The sequence below is a fragment of the Streptomyces sp. NPDC091387 genome (assembly GCF_044756945.1).
In the GTDB taxonomy this organism is placed as follows: Bacteria; Actinomycetota; Actinomycetes; order Streptomycetales; family Streptomycetaceae; genus Streptomyces.
Genome location: NZ_JBIVTZ010000004.1, coordinates 212,114 through 225,632, shown reverse-complemented (window position 1 = coordinate 225,632; position 13,519 = coordinate 212,114). Strand labels below are relative to the sequence as shown.

The window sequence follows — 13,519 nt, the reverse complement described above, 5'->3', positions numbered from 1 at the left end:
CGGATCCGATGGCGGGGCGGAGGCGTCAACGGACCCGCCCGTAGTAGACGCTCTTCGTCCAGATCCTCTCCAGCCGGACCACGGCGCCAGTCTTCGGCGAGTGCCAGATCTTGCCGCTGCCCGCGTAGATGCCCACGTGGAAGACGCTGCGGCCGGAGTGGAAGAAGACCAGGTCGCCGCGTTGCCGCTTCGAGGCCGAGATGTGGCGGGTCTTGTTGTACTGCTGCTGGGCCGTGCGCGGGAGACTTTTGCCCGCCTTCTTGAACGAGTACAGCGTCAGCCCTGAACAGTCGAAGCGGCTGGGGCCGCTCGCGCCCCACCGGTATGGCGATCCCTTTTTCGACGCGGCGATGTTGAGCGCCTTCATCGAATGGGTCGCGGCCTGGGCGTCGGTCACGGCGCCGGGGACGAACAGCGTGCCACCGACAGCGGCGAGAGTCATGACCGAGGCCGTCGCGGCCCGGCCGAGCAGAGACGGGACATGAACCTGCGCACTCATGCGCAACCCTTCGTCAGCCGCCTGTGAAGGATGACCTGTCGGGTTCGGGCTGGCGAAGTTGCCCGGCCGCACAAGGCGGCTTCACCCCGAGGGACAACCGGAGATCCGGTCGGCCCGTTGTGCTCGGGTCCTCCACTCCTGCCGATCCACTCCTGTCGACCAGGCATCCGGACAGCGGCAGGACTCGGCGTCCGCCCGGACCGCCCCGCCGCGGTGGCGGGGGCTTGTCGTCCCAGGGATCTTGACTCACCGAACGCCGGATTTCCGAGGTGAAACAGTGATATGTGAGGCTCGTCACGGCTGGGCTGTTCGGGTGGACAGGGGGCCTTTCGGGGCGTTGCCGGAGGCCCCCTGCCGGTGCCGTACCAGCGGCGGAACGGGAGATTTCACCCATAGCCCATCTCGAAAGCGCAAGTTGAGCTGTCCCTCGTGCGAGGTATCGCCTACGCCGAACGAGCGAGATAATTCGGTCCACCCGTCGGGCGTGTCGGCGCAGGTGAGTTGATCAACTCGTCCGGGCCGGCGGCACGGTGACCCGCCCGGCGCGACGCTCGCCGTCCAGTACCCGCAGCGCCCGCGTCAACGTGGCGGAGTGGATCCGGGCTTCACCCCGCTCATGCATCAACGCGAGCGCGTCCCGCAGCGCCGCGGCGTGCGAGGCGAGCGCCTGCGCGGCGCGCAGGGCCCGGTAGGTGTCGTCGGCGTGGGCCGGATTGATCCGGCCCACCTGGTCGACGACTTGCAGATAGCGGTCGATGAACTCGCCCTCCGCGCGGGTCAGGGCGGGCAGCGGCGGGAACTCCGGTGGCTGCATCGGGGGTTCACCGCGCGACGGGCGGCGGCGGCACGGGCCCCCGGCTCTGCACGATGTGGTCGATCAGCCCATAGGCCTTGGCGCCCTCGGCGTCGAGGATGAGATCGCGCTCGGTGTCGGCGGTGACCTGTTCGGCGGAGCGGCCGGTGTGACGGACCAGCATGCCCGTCAGCGTCTCGCGCATCCTGGCCAGTTCCCGGGCCTCGATCTCCAGATCGGATGGCTGTCCCTGTACCGGTTCGGCGAGTTCCGGCTGCTGCAGCACGACCCGTGCGCCGGGCAGCGCGTGCCGTCGGCCGGGGGCTCCCGCGGCCAGCAGTACGGCCGCTGCGGCGCCCGCCTGGCCGAGGCAGAAGGTCTCCACCTCGCAGGTGAGGAACGCCATCGTGTCGTAGACGGCGGTCATGGCTCCGAACGAGCCGCCGGGGGAGTTGATGTAGAGCTGGATGGGCCGGTCGGGTTCGTTGTGTTCCAGGTACATGAACTGGGCGACCAGGTCGTTGGCCGCGACGTCGTCGACCGGAGTGCCCAGGAAGACGACCCGTTCGGCCAGCAGCTTGGAGTACGGGTCGAGCGTGCGGGTCCCCTGGGACGTGCGCTCGGTGAACTCGGGCAGTACGTAGCGGGCGGCGGGGCGGTACATGGCGAAGACCTCTCCTCCGGGGCGCGCAGGGGTCCGTGAGGCCGCCTGCGCGCGCGTCTGTAGAAAATGTACAGGACGTACAGAAGGCTATGAGGTGGTGGTCAACTGGCTGACCGCGCCCACGCACTTGTGGCGGGTGGATCGCTGGGCCGGGGAGTGGACGGTGGAGGAAGACTTCGCGATCGAGCCGGAGTTGCTCAACGACGACCATCTGGGCCGGGCCCCGGATGCCGTTGCCTCGCACCTGACGGAGATCACCGACAGCGTCGGGCCCGGGCGATCAGCGAGTTCGGCATTGATGTCTCCACGTTCCACTGGGACATGACATCGATGTCGCTGTATGGCGCCTACCCGGCCGAGGAATATCCCCGCATCAAGCACGGCCGTCCCAAGGGCCGCCGCCGCGACCTCAAGCAGACCCAGACCGGACTGGCGGTGACCGGCGCGGCGGCATCCCGCTGCTGTCCCGCGTCATCGAGGGCGGAGCCGCGGAGATCTCGCAGATCACCGGCACCATGAAGAGTCTGCGCGCGATGGCCAGGCCGAAGAAGTTCTTGCTGATCGCCGATTGCAAGCTCATCTCGTACGGCAACGTCACTGCCCTGATCAAGGCCGGGACCGATTTCATCGCCCCGGCCCCCGCTTCCAAGGTCGAGGACGCGGCCTACGCCGCCCTCGGCCCTGAACCGGCCTCCGTCATGGACGACACCCCGGCCCGCGGCGAGGACACCCCCCGGAGCGCACGAGACCTACCGGATCCCGGAGGACACCCATCTGCTGGCCGGGCCCGCGAGAGCGATCCTCCGCTTGAGATACGCCGGATCCTGGTGCACTCCGCCGACAACGCCAAAGGCCAGCAGCGGGCCGTGACAAACGCCTGGCCAAGGCCCGCGAGGACCTCGACAAGCTTCAGCACTCAGCCGGCGGCCGCTCCTACAACCCCGCCGGGAAGATCAGCGCACGCGTCGGCGTGATCACCAAGACCCGCCGGGTCTCCGGCTGCCTGCACACCGAGATCACCACCGGCGAAACCGGCCGGCCCACCCTGTCCTGGCACTTCGACCAAGACGTACTCCAGCCCGCGGCAGCCGTCGACGGCTGGTATGCGCTGCTGACCACTCGCACTCCCGAACAGGCCGATCCCAGCGCGATCACCGCAATTCAGCGCGGCGACGCGCTTGTTGTCCTGCACGAAGAGGGGGGTGACGGCCAGCAGGCCTTTGAAGTCGCCGTATCTGCGCGCGACCGTCATCACCCCGGGTATCCAGCTCGACCTCCTCGGCCTCGAACCCACAGCCCCGCTGGCCAGAGACCTGAACGGCCTTAGCAGGGAGAAGAGTTTCGCCCTCAGCCACCGGTGAGCAATGGAATGGCTGGGACGATGCCTCGGTGAACTACATGTCGCATTTCAGTATCGGTCCTGGTCACGAGTGGCAGCATCTCCCGGAACCCAGGCGAGTCGAGCCCGGCCAGTGGCCGAAGTTGGAGGCCGCGCTCGCCGTGGTCAACCGCGACCTGATGGCAACCCTGCCAGGCCAGGACGCGCTGATACTGATGCTTGCCCCGTCTTGCGAGCCGCTGCCCCGGGGATCCAACGATAGAGATCAGATCTACGTGGCGATGCCGGACGGCCGTTGGCACGGCAACTCGGTCAATTCGTGCGACTTGGAGGAGGACGACCCGCCAGAGCCGGACGATGCGGCGACGGTCCTGTCCGTGATCGCGGATGCGGCGCAAGAAACCCTCGCGGAGCTGCTCTGGCAGGTCTGGCCGATCTGCTCGGCACACAACATCGGAATGCACCCTCGGCCCGCAGGAACCACCGATGGCTGGTGCCAGAGCGAAGCAGACTCGGCAGGCCCACCGGTGTGGTGGTGCCGGGGCGGCCGGGATGGCACGTGCCACGACGTCTCCCTGGTGGGCGAGTTGGCCGCCACCCTGCCGGGCAAGCGGCATCGGGCCCTCCGGCGCAGCGAGCGCGCACAGGATGGTCGCCGATAACCGCAGGGCATACGACTGCGCATGCCCGCTGGAACCCATCATCCATTGCCACCCGCGAAGTACGGAGTTGGTATCCCGCCGTCGAAGCTGACGTCCTCCCAGCGCAGTCCGGCGACCTCGGCGGGGCGGAGGCCCATGAGGCAGAGTATGAGTGAAGCGAGCAGACGTTCGCCCTGGATGCTGAGAAGGAAGTCCCTGACCTCGACGACGTTCCACGGGGCGAGAGGGACTGCTGGACGGATAGGTGACACCTGACCTGGCTTGCTGAGAGGCGGCCTGGAAGGATGTTGCGGTGCCCAAGCCGGATCCGAAGGGGTTCCGCGAGGACGTCGTGCGGGTCGCGCGCAACCGTGAGCCCGGCGTCCTGCTGGGACAGATCGCCGCCGGCTTCGGCGTCCACTCGATCACGCTGTCGAAGTGGCTGCGCCGTGCAGGCACCGATGAGGGATCCAGGCCCACAAACGCATCCGGCTGCTGGAGCAGGAGAACGAGGTCCTGCGGAGGGCTGCGGCGTATCTGTCGCAGGCGAACCTGCCGCCAAAATGATGTACCCGTTCGTCCGCGAGCCGGTCACCGCCGCTGCCCCTCACCGGGTGCTGGTGCTGGTGCCGGTGGCGGTGACGTGCCGGGTACTCGGGCCGGCCCGCCAGGCCTACTCCCGGTGGCCGGCCTCGCCGGTCACAGGTTCCGAGCTCGCCGAGGCGTACCGGGGCAACGTCCTGTTCGACGCGCATCGCGATGATCCCGAGTTCGGTCACCGCTTCCTTCTCGACGAGGCCCGGGCCGCCGGTGAGCCGATGGCTGAGCGGACCGCCTGGCGGATCTGCAGGGACAAAGGCTGGTGGAGTGCCTTCGGTAAGCGCAGCGGCCGTGGGAAGAAGGCCACGGCCGGGCCAGCTGTCCATATGCTCCAGCGCGTACGGAGTTGCGTGCACCACTGATTGGTCTCAGCGCCTGCAGAGCTGATCCGGGCGTCGGTGCTGGGTAGGCGGCGCCGCGCCGGGCAGACGGCTGACGAAGTCCCACCACCACGTCAGCCTTCCGAGGTGTCCATGGTCTCGAAGGTCTCGCGCATCAACTGGTCGATGGTTCCCGGCTTATCGACCATGGAGTCGAAGAGGTCCGCGAGCAGCCAGAGTACGAAGCCGTGGACCATGGCCTCCTTCGGCGGGATCGTCCCGAACCGGTCGCGCCAGGCCACGGTATCCATGCCCATGGCGGCTGCCATGAGGACTCCGGTCACCATCGGCACCTGCTCCGGGTCGGCCATCTCGAAGGAGGGCAGCCGGCGGATCACGGCAGGAATGAGGTCATTGAGTGGATCGAGCTGCTCCCCGCCCCCGGGCGGCTCAGCGATCAGGTACCCGGTCAGCACCCCCACCAGGAACACCGTGCCCCGCGAGATCTCCTCACGCCCGACGGAGTCCGTCACGGTCTTCACCCGCTGCTGCGCCTGCCGGCGCTCCTTGGCGGGCGTCCGCCTCTCCAGGACCCGGTAGGTGTCCCACGCCGCACGGACCGCCTCATCCACCACTACTCCGTCGCTGTTCATGAAGACGACCGTAGGCGAGAGGACGTGCTCCGCGAAGACATTGTCCGCTGACATCGGTCCTGGACCGTTTGTCACCGAAGCCGGACCACGCGGAGACCCAGAGACCGGCGACGGGTCGTACTGGGCTGTCCTCGAAGGGCCCGGATCGATCTGCTGGCCCCCGAGCCTCTTTGCTGTGGCCACGACCCGGACCATGCGGCTAACTTACGGGGATGGTCACCAGCAGCGGGGCCCAACCCTCCCAGGTCTCGACCCTCAACGGCGTCGGTGCGGTGCTCATGAAAGGTGTAGCGGCCCTGGTCGTCTCCTGCGGACCGGCCGTACTCGCTGTCACGCCGCTGCTTCCCGATCGTCACTGGATCGTTCTGCTCGCCGGAACGCTCACCACAGCTGTAAGCGTTCCTGGGGGTATCGCGTTGTGGCTTCTGGCCGGCCGCAACCGCGCGGGAACCCGACGCCTTGAAGCCGTTGGTGTCCGAGCGACCGCGGAAGTTCTCACCGCTACCCTCACAGCGTCGGATGAAGGGCACACCTACGAGGTGGCCATGCGGGTCAGCGGGCTCGGATTCGAACCCTTCGAAGTGACTCAAAGCCGCACCGGTGGCGCCGGTCTGTCTGCAGGCACACGTCTGCAAGCACTGGTTGACCCCTTTGACCGTTCCTACACGATCCTCAACTGAACGCTCGTCACACGATCGGTCAGCGGTCCAGCTTCACATACTTCGTTGCTGAGGACCGTCTCCCGGAGGCTCTCGCCCGCCGCTGAGCGGATCAGCAGGGCGGCGCCGGCGGAGCGGGCAGGGGCTCCAGAACACCCTGTCAGATCACCTTTCGGCCAAGCCGCAGTGGCCTTCGGGCGTGTCTACGCGGGAACGTGATCCAGATGCGGAGTGAAGCCGCTGGTTTCAACAAACGTCCCCCACAACGATGTTGGGGAGCCCTCCTGCTGCACCGATGCTCTGGCGAGCGTGGTGCTGCGGGAGAACTCCCCAGGTGGTCGTGGTGGGACGTGTCCTAGTCGAACACTGAGATTGATGGCGCATGAATGACCAAAATGACCAATGAGGACGGTACAGCGGCAGCACCGCAGAGCAGGCTCTCCCGGGTGATTCAGGCCGCTGGATCGCTCACGGCTCTGCTAGCCGCTGCCAGCGCCGTGGTCCTCGCAGTCACCGGCCGGAGCGAACACATCCCTGCCGCAGCCGGACTGGGAGGCATCGGGCTGATCGGGGGAGCCGCACCCGCCACCATCAACGTCATCAAGAACGCCAGGCTGCACTGATGCAACGGCTCCCCCTGATCACGGGACCATCCCATCGTCGCTGCCACCGGCCGGCGGCAGCGACCCGCTGCCCGTCATCCGATGTTCGGCCCGTTGTCGTTGGACAGGTCCAGACCGAACCGGGCTCCCGGCACGAGGGCGCCCAGGTCGACCGGGTTGAACGCGAAGGCGCCCGTCGTGGTCAGGCCGGCGGCGGCACCGCGCAGCGACCACACCGCACCGCCGTCCGCGACCGCGTCGAGGTCCTCGTCGGGGGCGCCGGCCGCCAGATCCGCCTTGCCGTCGCCGGTGATGTCGAGCAGCCGGACCGAGCCGCCGAAGTGGTCACCGCTCTCTGCCACCCCCGGCATGCCGGTCGTGTCCTGGTGGAACGACTTGGCGCCGGTGCCGCTCAGACCGCCCGCGCCGCCCTTCAGCAGCACCACCGCGCCCGCTCCCTTGACCGACTCGATGGCCTCGAAGGGCACCCCCACGGCCAGGTCGGCGTACCCGTCGCCGTTCACGTCACCCGCCCCGAGCCGGGCGCCGAACTGGTCGCCCTTCTCGCTCGCCCCGGGCACGCCCGTGGTGTCCTGGGTGATCGTCCTGGTCCGGGTCGTGCTCGGCCCGGACGCGGAACCGTAGTAGATCTTGACGGTGCCGGGGTCCGTGGGCAGGTCCTCCGTGATGCCGTTCGGGATCACCCGGGTGGCGAGGTCGTCCTTGCCGTCCTTGTCGAAGTCACCGACCGCTGTGGCCGCGGCGCCGGGGAGCGGGGTGGACTTCGTGGAGAGGCCCTTCGGGGTGCCCAGCCACAGCTTGCCGCCCTCGGCGTGGTTCTCGTACACGTAGAACGTGCACAGGTCGTCGATGCCGTCGCCGTTGAAGTCCCCGGCCGCGGTGTTCGACATGGAGTTGTCCGTGCTGAACATGTTGATCCGCTGCTCGCGGGCGGGTGCCCCGGCCCGGGTGAACGGCCCGTAGAGCACGCTGCGGAAATCCCCGTCGTCGCCGTGAAGCATCATCAGGTCCCTCGTCCCGTCGCCGTCGAAGTCACCGGCGGTGAGGTTGTCGCCCACCTGGGTGTCGCTCGAAGCCGGTATACGGGCCGCGCCCTGCCCGGTGATGCCGCCGGTGCGGCCCCACAGCACGATGACGGAGCCGTTGATGGCGGAGCCTTCGAACAAGAACGATTCATGGGTGACCAGGGCGAGGTCGGTCAGCCCGTCGTGGTCGAGGTCCTCGGCGAACATCCGGTAGCCGAAGCCGTGATCGTCACCGGGCACCCCCGGCACGCCCGGGGTGTTCTGATCGATGACCGTGGTGTTCGCTGTCGTCAGGCCCTTGGCCGAGCCGTAGCTGACGGTGATGTAACCGGCCCAGGAATGGCCGGCCACCGTGGCGGCGGGGGCGGCGACGGCGAGGTCCTGATAGCCGTCCCCGTTGAAGTCCTCGCGCACGGTGGTAGCTGCTGTACGTCCGGCCGTACCCGCGGACGTGCCGCCGGGAGCTGCGACGGCCGTGCCGCCCGACAAAGCCGTGGCAGCACAGACGGCTACGGCCAGCATGGCGCGAATGCCCACGAAATTCTCCTTGGTCGCGTACGCGGAGCCAGTGGCGTACGAGGTGTGAGAGCTCGCATAGGAGACACCCGCGACGCGCAGAAGGTTGTCCCGTGAACGGAAGGTGAATTCGACGGGCGGGCACGGGAGTCGGGGTCGGGCGACACATCGGACCCGGCGTCGGTGGGGGGCCACCTATCGGGACGAGTGCAGGTGCTTCGACCAGGCCAGGCTGCATTCGCGGGCGCGCGTCGCCTTCCACGCCGAGTCTCAGGACACTTCGGCCCCTGGGTGGCAGCGACTGCTGGAGCTGGTTGATGAGGCTGCGACCGACGGACGGGAGGAGGTCCGTCCCTTGGTTGAGCTCAGCCCAGTGGAACGGCGGCAGATCGTGACCTTGCCACCGAGCATTGCCAAGCTGACTGCGGTCAAGCGTTTCGTGCTCCACGGCAGCGACCTGGTCCGGATCCCGTCCGGGATAGGGGCGATGACCAGCATCGAGGAGTTCACCCCTTACACCTCATGCCGGCTGTACTGGTTCCCCTACGAGATCACCAGGTGCGCACATTCGCCGTCGCTCTCCACCACAGCGGACAAGATGGACGTTGCATAAGCTAGGGAGCATGGCCTACGAGATTCCGGTGACGCAAGCCCGAGCTGAGCTCGCCGAACTGATCAACCGTGTCGTCTACGGCGGTGAGCGGGTGGTCGTGACGCGGCACGGCAAGCCGCTCGTGGCGTTCGTATCGGCCGCTGACCTGGAGCGGCTTGAGGGCGAGGAGGCGGCGGAGCAGGAGCAGGTGATCAGCTCGGTCTCCTCGATCGGCTCTTTGCAATCCACTCCCGGCGAACGGCACCGCTTCGGAATCGCCGCGGAGCACCGGCGGCAGCACGATCCGGGGAACTGACACGGAAACGCCGCGCACCCCCGCCCGTGGAGGGCAGGGGTGCACAGCGTGTCCTGGAGGTGTCAGCCGGCCAGTGCGGGGTGGCGCTCGGGTTCGGCGGCGGAGTGCGTGGTCGCGGTCGTGCGGCGGCCGCCGATGAGCACCGCGGTCAGCCCCAGGGCGGCCCACAGGGTGAGGGCCAGGAGTGCCCGGCCCGCCGCGTTGCCGTCGAAGAACGCGACGGACCGCAGCAGTGATCCGCCCGCGCCCGGCGGAAGCCACTGGCCTACCATGCCGACCGGCCGGGGGAGCAGTTCGGGTGCGCTGGTGACGCCAGAGAAGGGGTTGCCCACCAGCACCATCAGCAGCGACCCCAGCCCGACGCCCGCGGTGCCGATCAGTGCGGCGAGCCCGGCCACCGTCGCGCCGATCGCGAGCACCGTGAGTCCGAACGCGCCCGCCTCGCTCCACCAGTCGCCGGCCATCACCCCGAGCCAGCTGTCCGTGAGTGCGGCGGACACCATGCCCACGAGGACGGCGACCCCGAGCAGGGCCGTGACCGCCCGGCCGCCGCGCAGGCCCAGCAGGGTCACCGCGGCGCCGGCGGCCACGCCCGCGATCGCCAGGGGCAGGATGCTCGCTCCCAGGACGCTGCCGCGCGGATCCGCGGCCGGTGCCGCCACCACGTCCGTCACCGGGACCGCGACGCCGTCCGGGGCCTGGGCGGTGACCGCGTCGTGCAGCAGCTGGGCGACCACCGGGCTCGCCGCGGTCGCGGTCAGCAGCTGGGGGCCGTTCGCGGTCACTGCCACCGCTCCGTATACGGAGCGGTGCTCGATCGCGGTACGGGCGGCGGCCCCGGAGCCGTAGCGGTGGATCTCGAAAGCGCCGTCGTGCTCTTCGAGCCGTTCCTGGAGCTGGTCGGCGGCCGGTCCGGAGCCGACGACGCCGACGGGCAGTTCGCGCGGGGCCATCCGGGCGGCGGGCCAGGCGAAGGCCCAGAGGGCGAGGGCCACCACGGCGGGCACCAGGAGGACGACCGCCACCAGGCGACGGTTGGGGGCAGTGGGCATGACGGGCGCCTCGATTCAAAGAGAATGATCGTTCGTTTTACGTGAGGTCCACTGTCCCGCCGGCGCCGGAGGCTTGTCAAGAAGGAATGTTCGTTTTACATTGGGGTATGGCCCGTGTATCCCAGGAACACCTCGACGCCCGCCGCCGGCAGATCCTCGACGGCGCCGCGCGCTGCTTCGCCCGCGACGGGTTCCACGGCACCTCGATGCAGGACGTGCTGAAGGAGGTCGGGCTGTCGGCCGGCGCGGTCTACCGCTACTTCAGTGGCAAGGAGGATCTGATCGCGGCCATCGCCGGGGAGGCGGTCGGTGGTGTCCGGCAGGCGTTCGAGCGGGCGGCCCAGGTCAGCCCGCCGCCCACGCCCGATGTGCTGATCGGCCGCGTGGTGCGCACCCTCTTCGCCGAAGGCGTGGACGGCGGGCGCGGGCTGGACCGGCGGGCGTACGCCGGGCTCATCGTGCAGGTGTGGTCCGAGACCCTGCGCAGTGAACGGCTGGCGGCCACCCTGACCGAGGCGTACGACGGGCTGCGGGCGTCCTGGTCCGAGCTGGTCGGGCTGTACCGGGAGCAGGGCGTGCTCACCGCCGACGTGCCGGACGAGCAGGTCGTCCGCACGTTGATCGCCACCGCCCAGGGATTCATCGTCCAGACGGCCATGTTCGGTGACCTCGGCCCCGAGACCCTGGAGGACGGGCTGTGGGGGCTCATGTCCATGGATGTGCAAAAGACCAGTTAACGCGTCGGAAAAACTTCGGCTCTAACGTGCAATACCTCGCCGCGTGACACCGGTTCGGCATTCAACAGTCTGTTGAGGGCGACTAGTGTCGCGCTGCGCCCAGGGCCGGTACTGGGCGGACGACTGTGAGGTGGACACGTGCAACTGACCCCGCACGAGCAGGAACGTCTGCTCATTCACGTAGCCGCGGATGTGGCGGAGAAGCGCCGTGCCCGCGGGCTGCGGCTCAACCACCCGGAAGCGGTGGCCCTCATCACCTCCCATCTGATGGAGGGTGCCCGCGACGGCCGCACGGTCACGGAACTGATGGCGTCCGGGCGCAAGGTGCTCAGCCGCGACGACGTCATGGACGGCATAGCCGAGATGATCCATGACGTGCAGGTCGAGGCGACCTTCCCGGACGGCACCAAGCTCGTCACCGTCCACGACCCGATCGTCTGACGGGCCGCCGATGACCCCGGGCGAGATCCTGTACGCGGACGGGCCGGTGCCGCTCAACGCGGGGCGGCCCGTCACGCGACTCACCGTGCTCAACGCAGCCGACCGGCCGGTCCAGGTCGGCTCGCACTACCACTTCGCCGAGGCCAACCCCGGCCTGGAGTTCGACCGGACGGCAGCCCGCGGTCTGCGGCTGAACATCGCCGCCGGAACCGCCGTCCGCTTCGAGCCCGGCATACCCGTCGACATCGAACTCGTCCCCCTGGCCGGACGGCGGATCGTCCCGGGTCTGCGCGGCGAGACCGGAGGTGCTCTCGATGGCTGAACTCCATCGCGCCGTGTACGCGGACCTGTTCGGTCCCACCACCGGCGACCGGATCCGTCTCGCCGACACCGATCTGCTCGTGGAGATCGAGGAGGACCGCAGCGGCGGACCCGGACTCGCGGGCGACGAGGCGGTGTTCGGCGGCGGCAAGGTGATCCGTGAGTCCATGGGCCAGGCGCGCACCACCCGCGCGGAGGGCGCCCCCGACACGGTCGTCACCGGCGCCGTCATCATCGACCACTGGGGCATCGTCAAGGCGGACATCGGCATCCGCGACGGCCGGATCACCGGCATCGGCAAGGCCGGCAACCCGGACACCATGGACGGTGTCCATCCGGAGCTGGTCATCGGCCCGGAGACCGAGATCATCGCGGGCAACGGGAAGTTCATCACCGCGGGCGCCATCGACGCGCATGTGCACTTCATCTCGCCGACCCTCATGGACCAGGCACTTTCCTCCGGCATCACCACCCTCGTCGGCGGCGGCACCGGCCCGGCCGAGGGCACCAAGGCCACCACCATCACCCCGGGCCCCTGGCACCTCGCCCGGATGTTCGCGGCGCTGGAGGCTTACCCCCTCAACATCGGTCTGCTCGGCAAGGGCAACACCATGTCCCGTGACGCCATGCACTCCCAACTGCGGGCAGGTGCACTCGGCTTCAAGATCCACGAGGACTGGGGGGCGACGCCGGCCGTCATCGGCGCCTGCCTCGGCGTCTGCGAGGAGACCGGCGCGCAGCTGGCCATCCACACCGACACGCTCAACGAGGCAGGGTTCGTCGCCGACACCCTGGCCGCCATCGCCGGGCGCTCCATCCACGCGTACCACACCGAAGGGGCGGGCGGTGGGCACGCGCCCGACATCATCAGCGTCGTCTCGGAGCCGTACGTCCTGCCCAGCTCCACCAACCCGACCAGGCCGCACACCGTCAACACCATCGAGGAACACCTCGACATGCTGATGGTCTGCCATCACCTCAACCCGGCCGTACCGGAGGACCTGGCCTTCGCCGAATCACGGATCCGGCCCTCCACCATCGCGGCGGAGGACATCCTCCACGACCTCGGCGCCATCTCGATCATCTCGTCCGACTCCCAGGCCATGGGCCGCATCGGCGAGGTCGTCCTGCGCACCTGGCAGACCGCGCACGTGATGAAGAGGCGCCGCGGCGCGCTGCCGGGCGACGGGCGCGCGGACAACCACCGCGTCCGTCGCTATGTCGCCAAATACACCATCAACCCCGCGGTGGCCCAGGGCCTCGACCAGGAGGTCGGCTCCGTCGAGACCGGCAAGCTCGCCGATCTGGTGCTGTGGGAACCGGCGTTCTTCGGGGTGAAGCCGCAGACCGTCATCAAGGGCGGCCAGATCGCGTACGCGCAGATGGGCGACGCCAACGCCTCCATACCCACGCCGCAGCCCGTCCTGCCCCGGCCCATGTTCGGCGCCGTCGGCCGGGCGCCGGCCGCCAACTCGTTCAACTTCGTGGCAGCGGCGGCCATCGAGGACGGCCTGCCGGAGCGGCTCGCACTCGGGAAGCGGTTCGTCCCGATCACCAGCACCCGCGGGGTCGGAAAGGCCGACATGCGCGAGAACGACGCGCTGCCGCGGGTCGACGTCGACCCCGACAGCTTCGCCGTGACCATCGACGGCGAACGGGTCGAACCGGACCCCGCCACCGAACTCCCCATGGCCCAGCGCTACTTCCTCTTCTGAGAACGGTCACCTG

General features: G+C 68.9%; 18 protein-coding genes and 1 riboswitch. Of the genes, 11 read left to right on the top strand and 7 right to left on the bottom strand.

Going from position 1 to position 13,519, the window contains the following annotated elements; translation table 11 throughout:
• Nucleotides 1-25: 25 nt before the first annotated feature.
• From ACIQM0_RS10415 to ACIQM0_RS10405, 3 genes are all read right to left on the bottom strand, one after another.
• The gene (locus tag ACIQM0_RS10415; RefSeq protein WP_401285498.1) at nt 26-499 is read right to left on the bottom strand and encodes a C40 family peptidase; all 474 of its coding nucleotides are present in this window, start codon (nt 497-499) and stop codon (nt 26-28) included.
• Nucleotides 500-502: 3 nt separating this feature from the next.
• Nucleotides 503-699: riboswitch (cyclic di-AMP (ydaO/yuaA leader) on the bottom strand.
• A 305-nt stretch (nt 700-1,004) separates the two neighbouring features.
• Nucleotides 1,005-1,313, bottom strand: a complete 309-nt coding sequence (locus tag ACIQM0_RS10410; RefSeq protein ID WP_363023684.1) for a hypothetical protein — start codon at nt 1,311-1,313, stop codon at nt 1,005-1,007.
• Between the two features lie 7 nt (nt 1,314-1,320).
• Entirely contained in the window at nt 1,321-1,956 is a 636-nt protein-coding gene (locus ACIQM0_RS10405; protein ID WP_401285496.1) for an ATP-dependent Clp protease proteolytic subunit, read from the bottom strand.
• A 94-nt stretch (nt 1,957-2,050) separates the two neighbouring features.
• On the opposite strand from ACIQM0_RS10405, the gene ACIQM0_RS10400 reads away from it, so the two are divergent.
• The gene (locus ACIQM0_RS10400; RefSeq protein WP_401285494.1) at nt 2,051-2,281 is read left to right on the top strand and encodes a hypothetical protein; all 231 of its coding nucleotides are present in this window, start codon (nt 2,051-2,053) and stop codon (nt 2,279-2,281) included.
• Nucleotides 2,282-2,872: 591 nt separating this feature from the next.
• Here ACIQM0_RS10400 and ACIQM0_RS10395 read toward each other — a convergent pair.
• Complete coding sequence (locus ACIQM0_RS10395) at nt 2,873-3,208, bottom strand: hypothetical protein (RefSeq protein WP_401285493.1); 336 nt, start codon at nt 3,206-3,208, stop codon at nt 2,873-2,875.
• Between the two features lie 146 nt (nt 3,209-3,354).
• Here ACIQM0_RS10395 and ACIQM0_RS10390 point away from each other — a divergent pair, with 146 nt between their 5' ends.
• Both ACIQM0_RS10390 and ACIQM0_RS10385 read left to right on the top strand, forming a co-directional pair.
• Nucleotides 3,355-3,957: a hypothetical protein gene (locus ACIQM0_RS10390; RefSeq protein WP_401285804.1), complete on the top strand. Its 603-nt coding sequence runs from the start codon at nt 3,355-3,357 to the stop codon at nt 3,955-3,957.
• Between the two features lie 542 nt (nt 3,958-4,499).
• On the top strand, nt 4,500-4,898 hold the full coding sequence (locus ACIQM0_RS10385) for a hypothetical protein (protein WP_401285491.1): 399 nt from the start codon (nt 4,500-4,502) through the stop codon (nt 4,896-4,898).
• A gap of 92 nt (nt 4,899-4,990) precedes the next feature.
• Here the strand turns inward: ACIQM0_RS10385 and ACIQM0_RS10380 are convergent, their stop codons facing one another.
• Complete coding sequence (locus ACIQM0_RS10380; RefSeq protein WP_401285489.1) at nt 4,991-5,563, bottom strand: hypothetical protein; 573 nt, start codon at nt 5,561-5,563, stop codon at nt 4,991-4,993.
• Between the two features lie 158 nt (nt 5,564-5,721).
• Between ACIQM0_RS10380 and ACIQM0_RS10375 the strand changes: the two genes are divergently transcribed.
• Entirely contained in the window at nt 5,722-6,189 is a 468-nt protein-coding gene (locus ACIQM0_RS10375; RefSeq protein ID WP_401285488.1) for a hypothetical protein, read from the top strand.
• A gap of 374 nt (nt 6,190-6,563) precedes the next feature.
• On the top strand, nt 6,564-6,791 hold the full coding sequence (locus ACIQM0_RS10370) for a hypothetical protein (protein ID WP_401285486.1): 228 nt from the start codon (nt 6,564-6,566) through the stop codon (nt 6,789-6,791).
• Nucleotides 6,792-6,865: 74 nt separating this feature from the next.
• Here ACIQM0_RS10370 and ACIQM0_RS10365 read toward each other — a convergent pair whose 3' ends face one another.
• Nucleotides 6,866-8,338 carry an FG-GAP repeat protein gene (locus tag ACIQM0_RS10365; protein WP_401285803.1) on the bottom strand — a complete coding sequence of 491 codons (1,473 nt, stop codon included), beginning with the start codon at nt 8,336-8,338 and terminating at the stop codon, nt 6,866-6,868.
• A gap of 385 nt (nt 8,339-8,723) precedes the next feature.
• Between ACIQM0_RS10365 and ACIQM0_RS10360 the strand changes: the two genes are divergently transcribed.
• Complete coding sequence (locus tag ACIQM0_RS10360) at nt 8,724-8,945, top strand: hypothetical protein (protein ID WP_401285484.1); 222 nt, start codon at nt 8,724-8,726, stop codon at nt 8,943-8,945.
• Between the two features lie 10 nt (nt 8,946-8,955).
• Nucleotides 8,956-9,240, top strand: a complete 285-nt coding sequence (locus ACIQM0_RS10355) for a type II toxin-antitoxin system Phd/YefM family antitoxin (protein WP_401285482.1) — start codon at nt 8,956-8,958, stop codon at nt 9,238-9,240.
• Nucleotides 9,241-9,302: 62 nt separating this feature from the next.
• Here the strand turns inward: ACIQM0_RS10355 and ACIQM0_RS10350 are convergent, their stop codons facing one another.
• Nucleotides 9,303-10,292, bottom strand: a complete 990-nt coding sequence (locus ACIQM0_RS10350) for an ABC transporter permease (protein WP_401285480.1) — start codon at nt 10,290-10,292, stop codon at nt 9,303-9,305.
• Between the two features lie 107 nt (nt 10,293-10,399).
• On the opposite strand from ACIQM0_RS10350, the gene ACIQM0_RS10345 reads away from it, so the two are divergent.
• The 4 genes from ACIQM0_RS10345 (at nt 10,400) to ACIQM0_RS10330 (ending at nt 13,506) form a co-directional block, all read left to right on the top strand.
• Nucleotides 10,400-11,029, top strand: coding sequence for a TetR/AcrR family transcriptional regulator (locus ACIQM0_RS10345; RefSeq protein ID WP_401285478.1), 630 nt, complete (start codon nt 10,400-10,402; stop codon nt 11,027-11,029).
• Nucleotides 11,030-11,167: 138 nt separating this feature from the next.
• Nucleotides 11,168-11,470: an urease subunit gamma gene (locus ACIQM0_RS10340; RefSeq protein ID WP_123467820.1), complete on the top strand. Its 303-nt coding sequence runs from the start codon at nt 11,168-11,170 to the stop codon at nt 11,468-11,470.
• Between the two features lie 10 nt (nt 11,471-11,480).
• Complete coding sequence (locus ACIQM0_RS10335) at nt 11,481-11,792, top strand: urease subunit beta (protein ID WP_363023725.1); 312 nt, start codon at nt 11,481-11,483, stop codon at nt 11,790-11,792.
• Nucleotides 11,785-13,506, top strand: coding sequence for an urease subunit alpha (locus ACIQM0_RS10330; RefSeq protein ID WP_401285476.1), 1,722 nt, complete (start codon nt 11,785-11,787; stop codon nt 13,504-13,506). The genes ACIQM0_RS10335 and ACIQM0_RS10330 overlap by 8 nt, the downstream gene beginning before the upstream one ends.
• Nucleotides 13,507-13,519 lie beyond the last annotated feature (13 nt).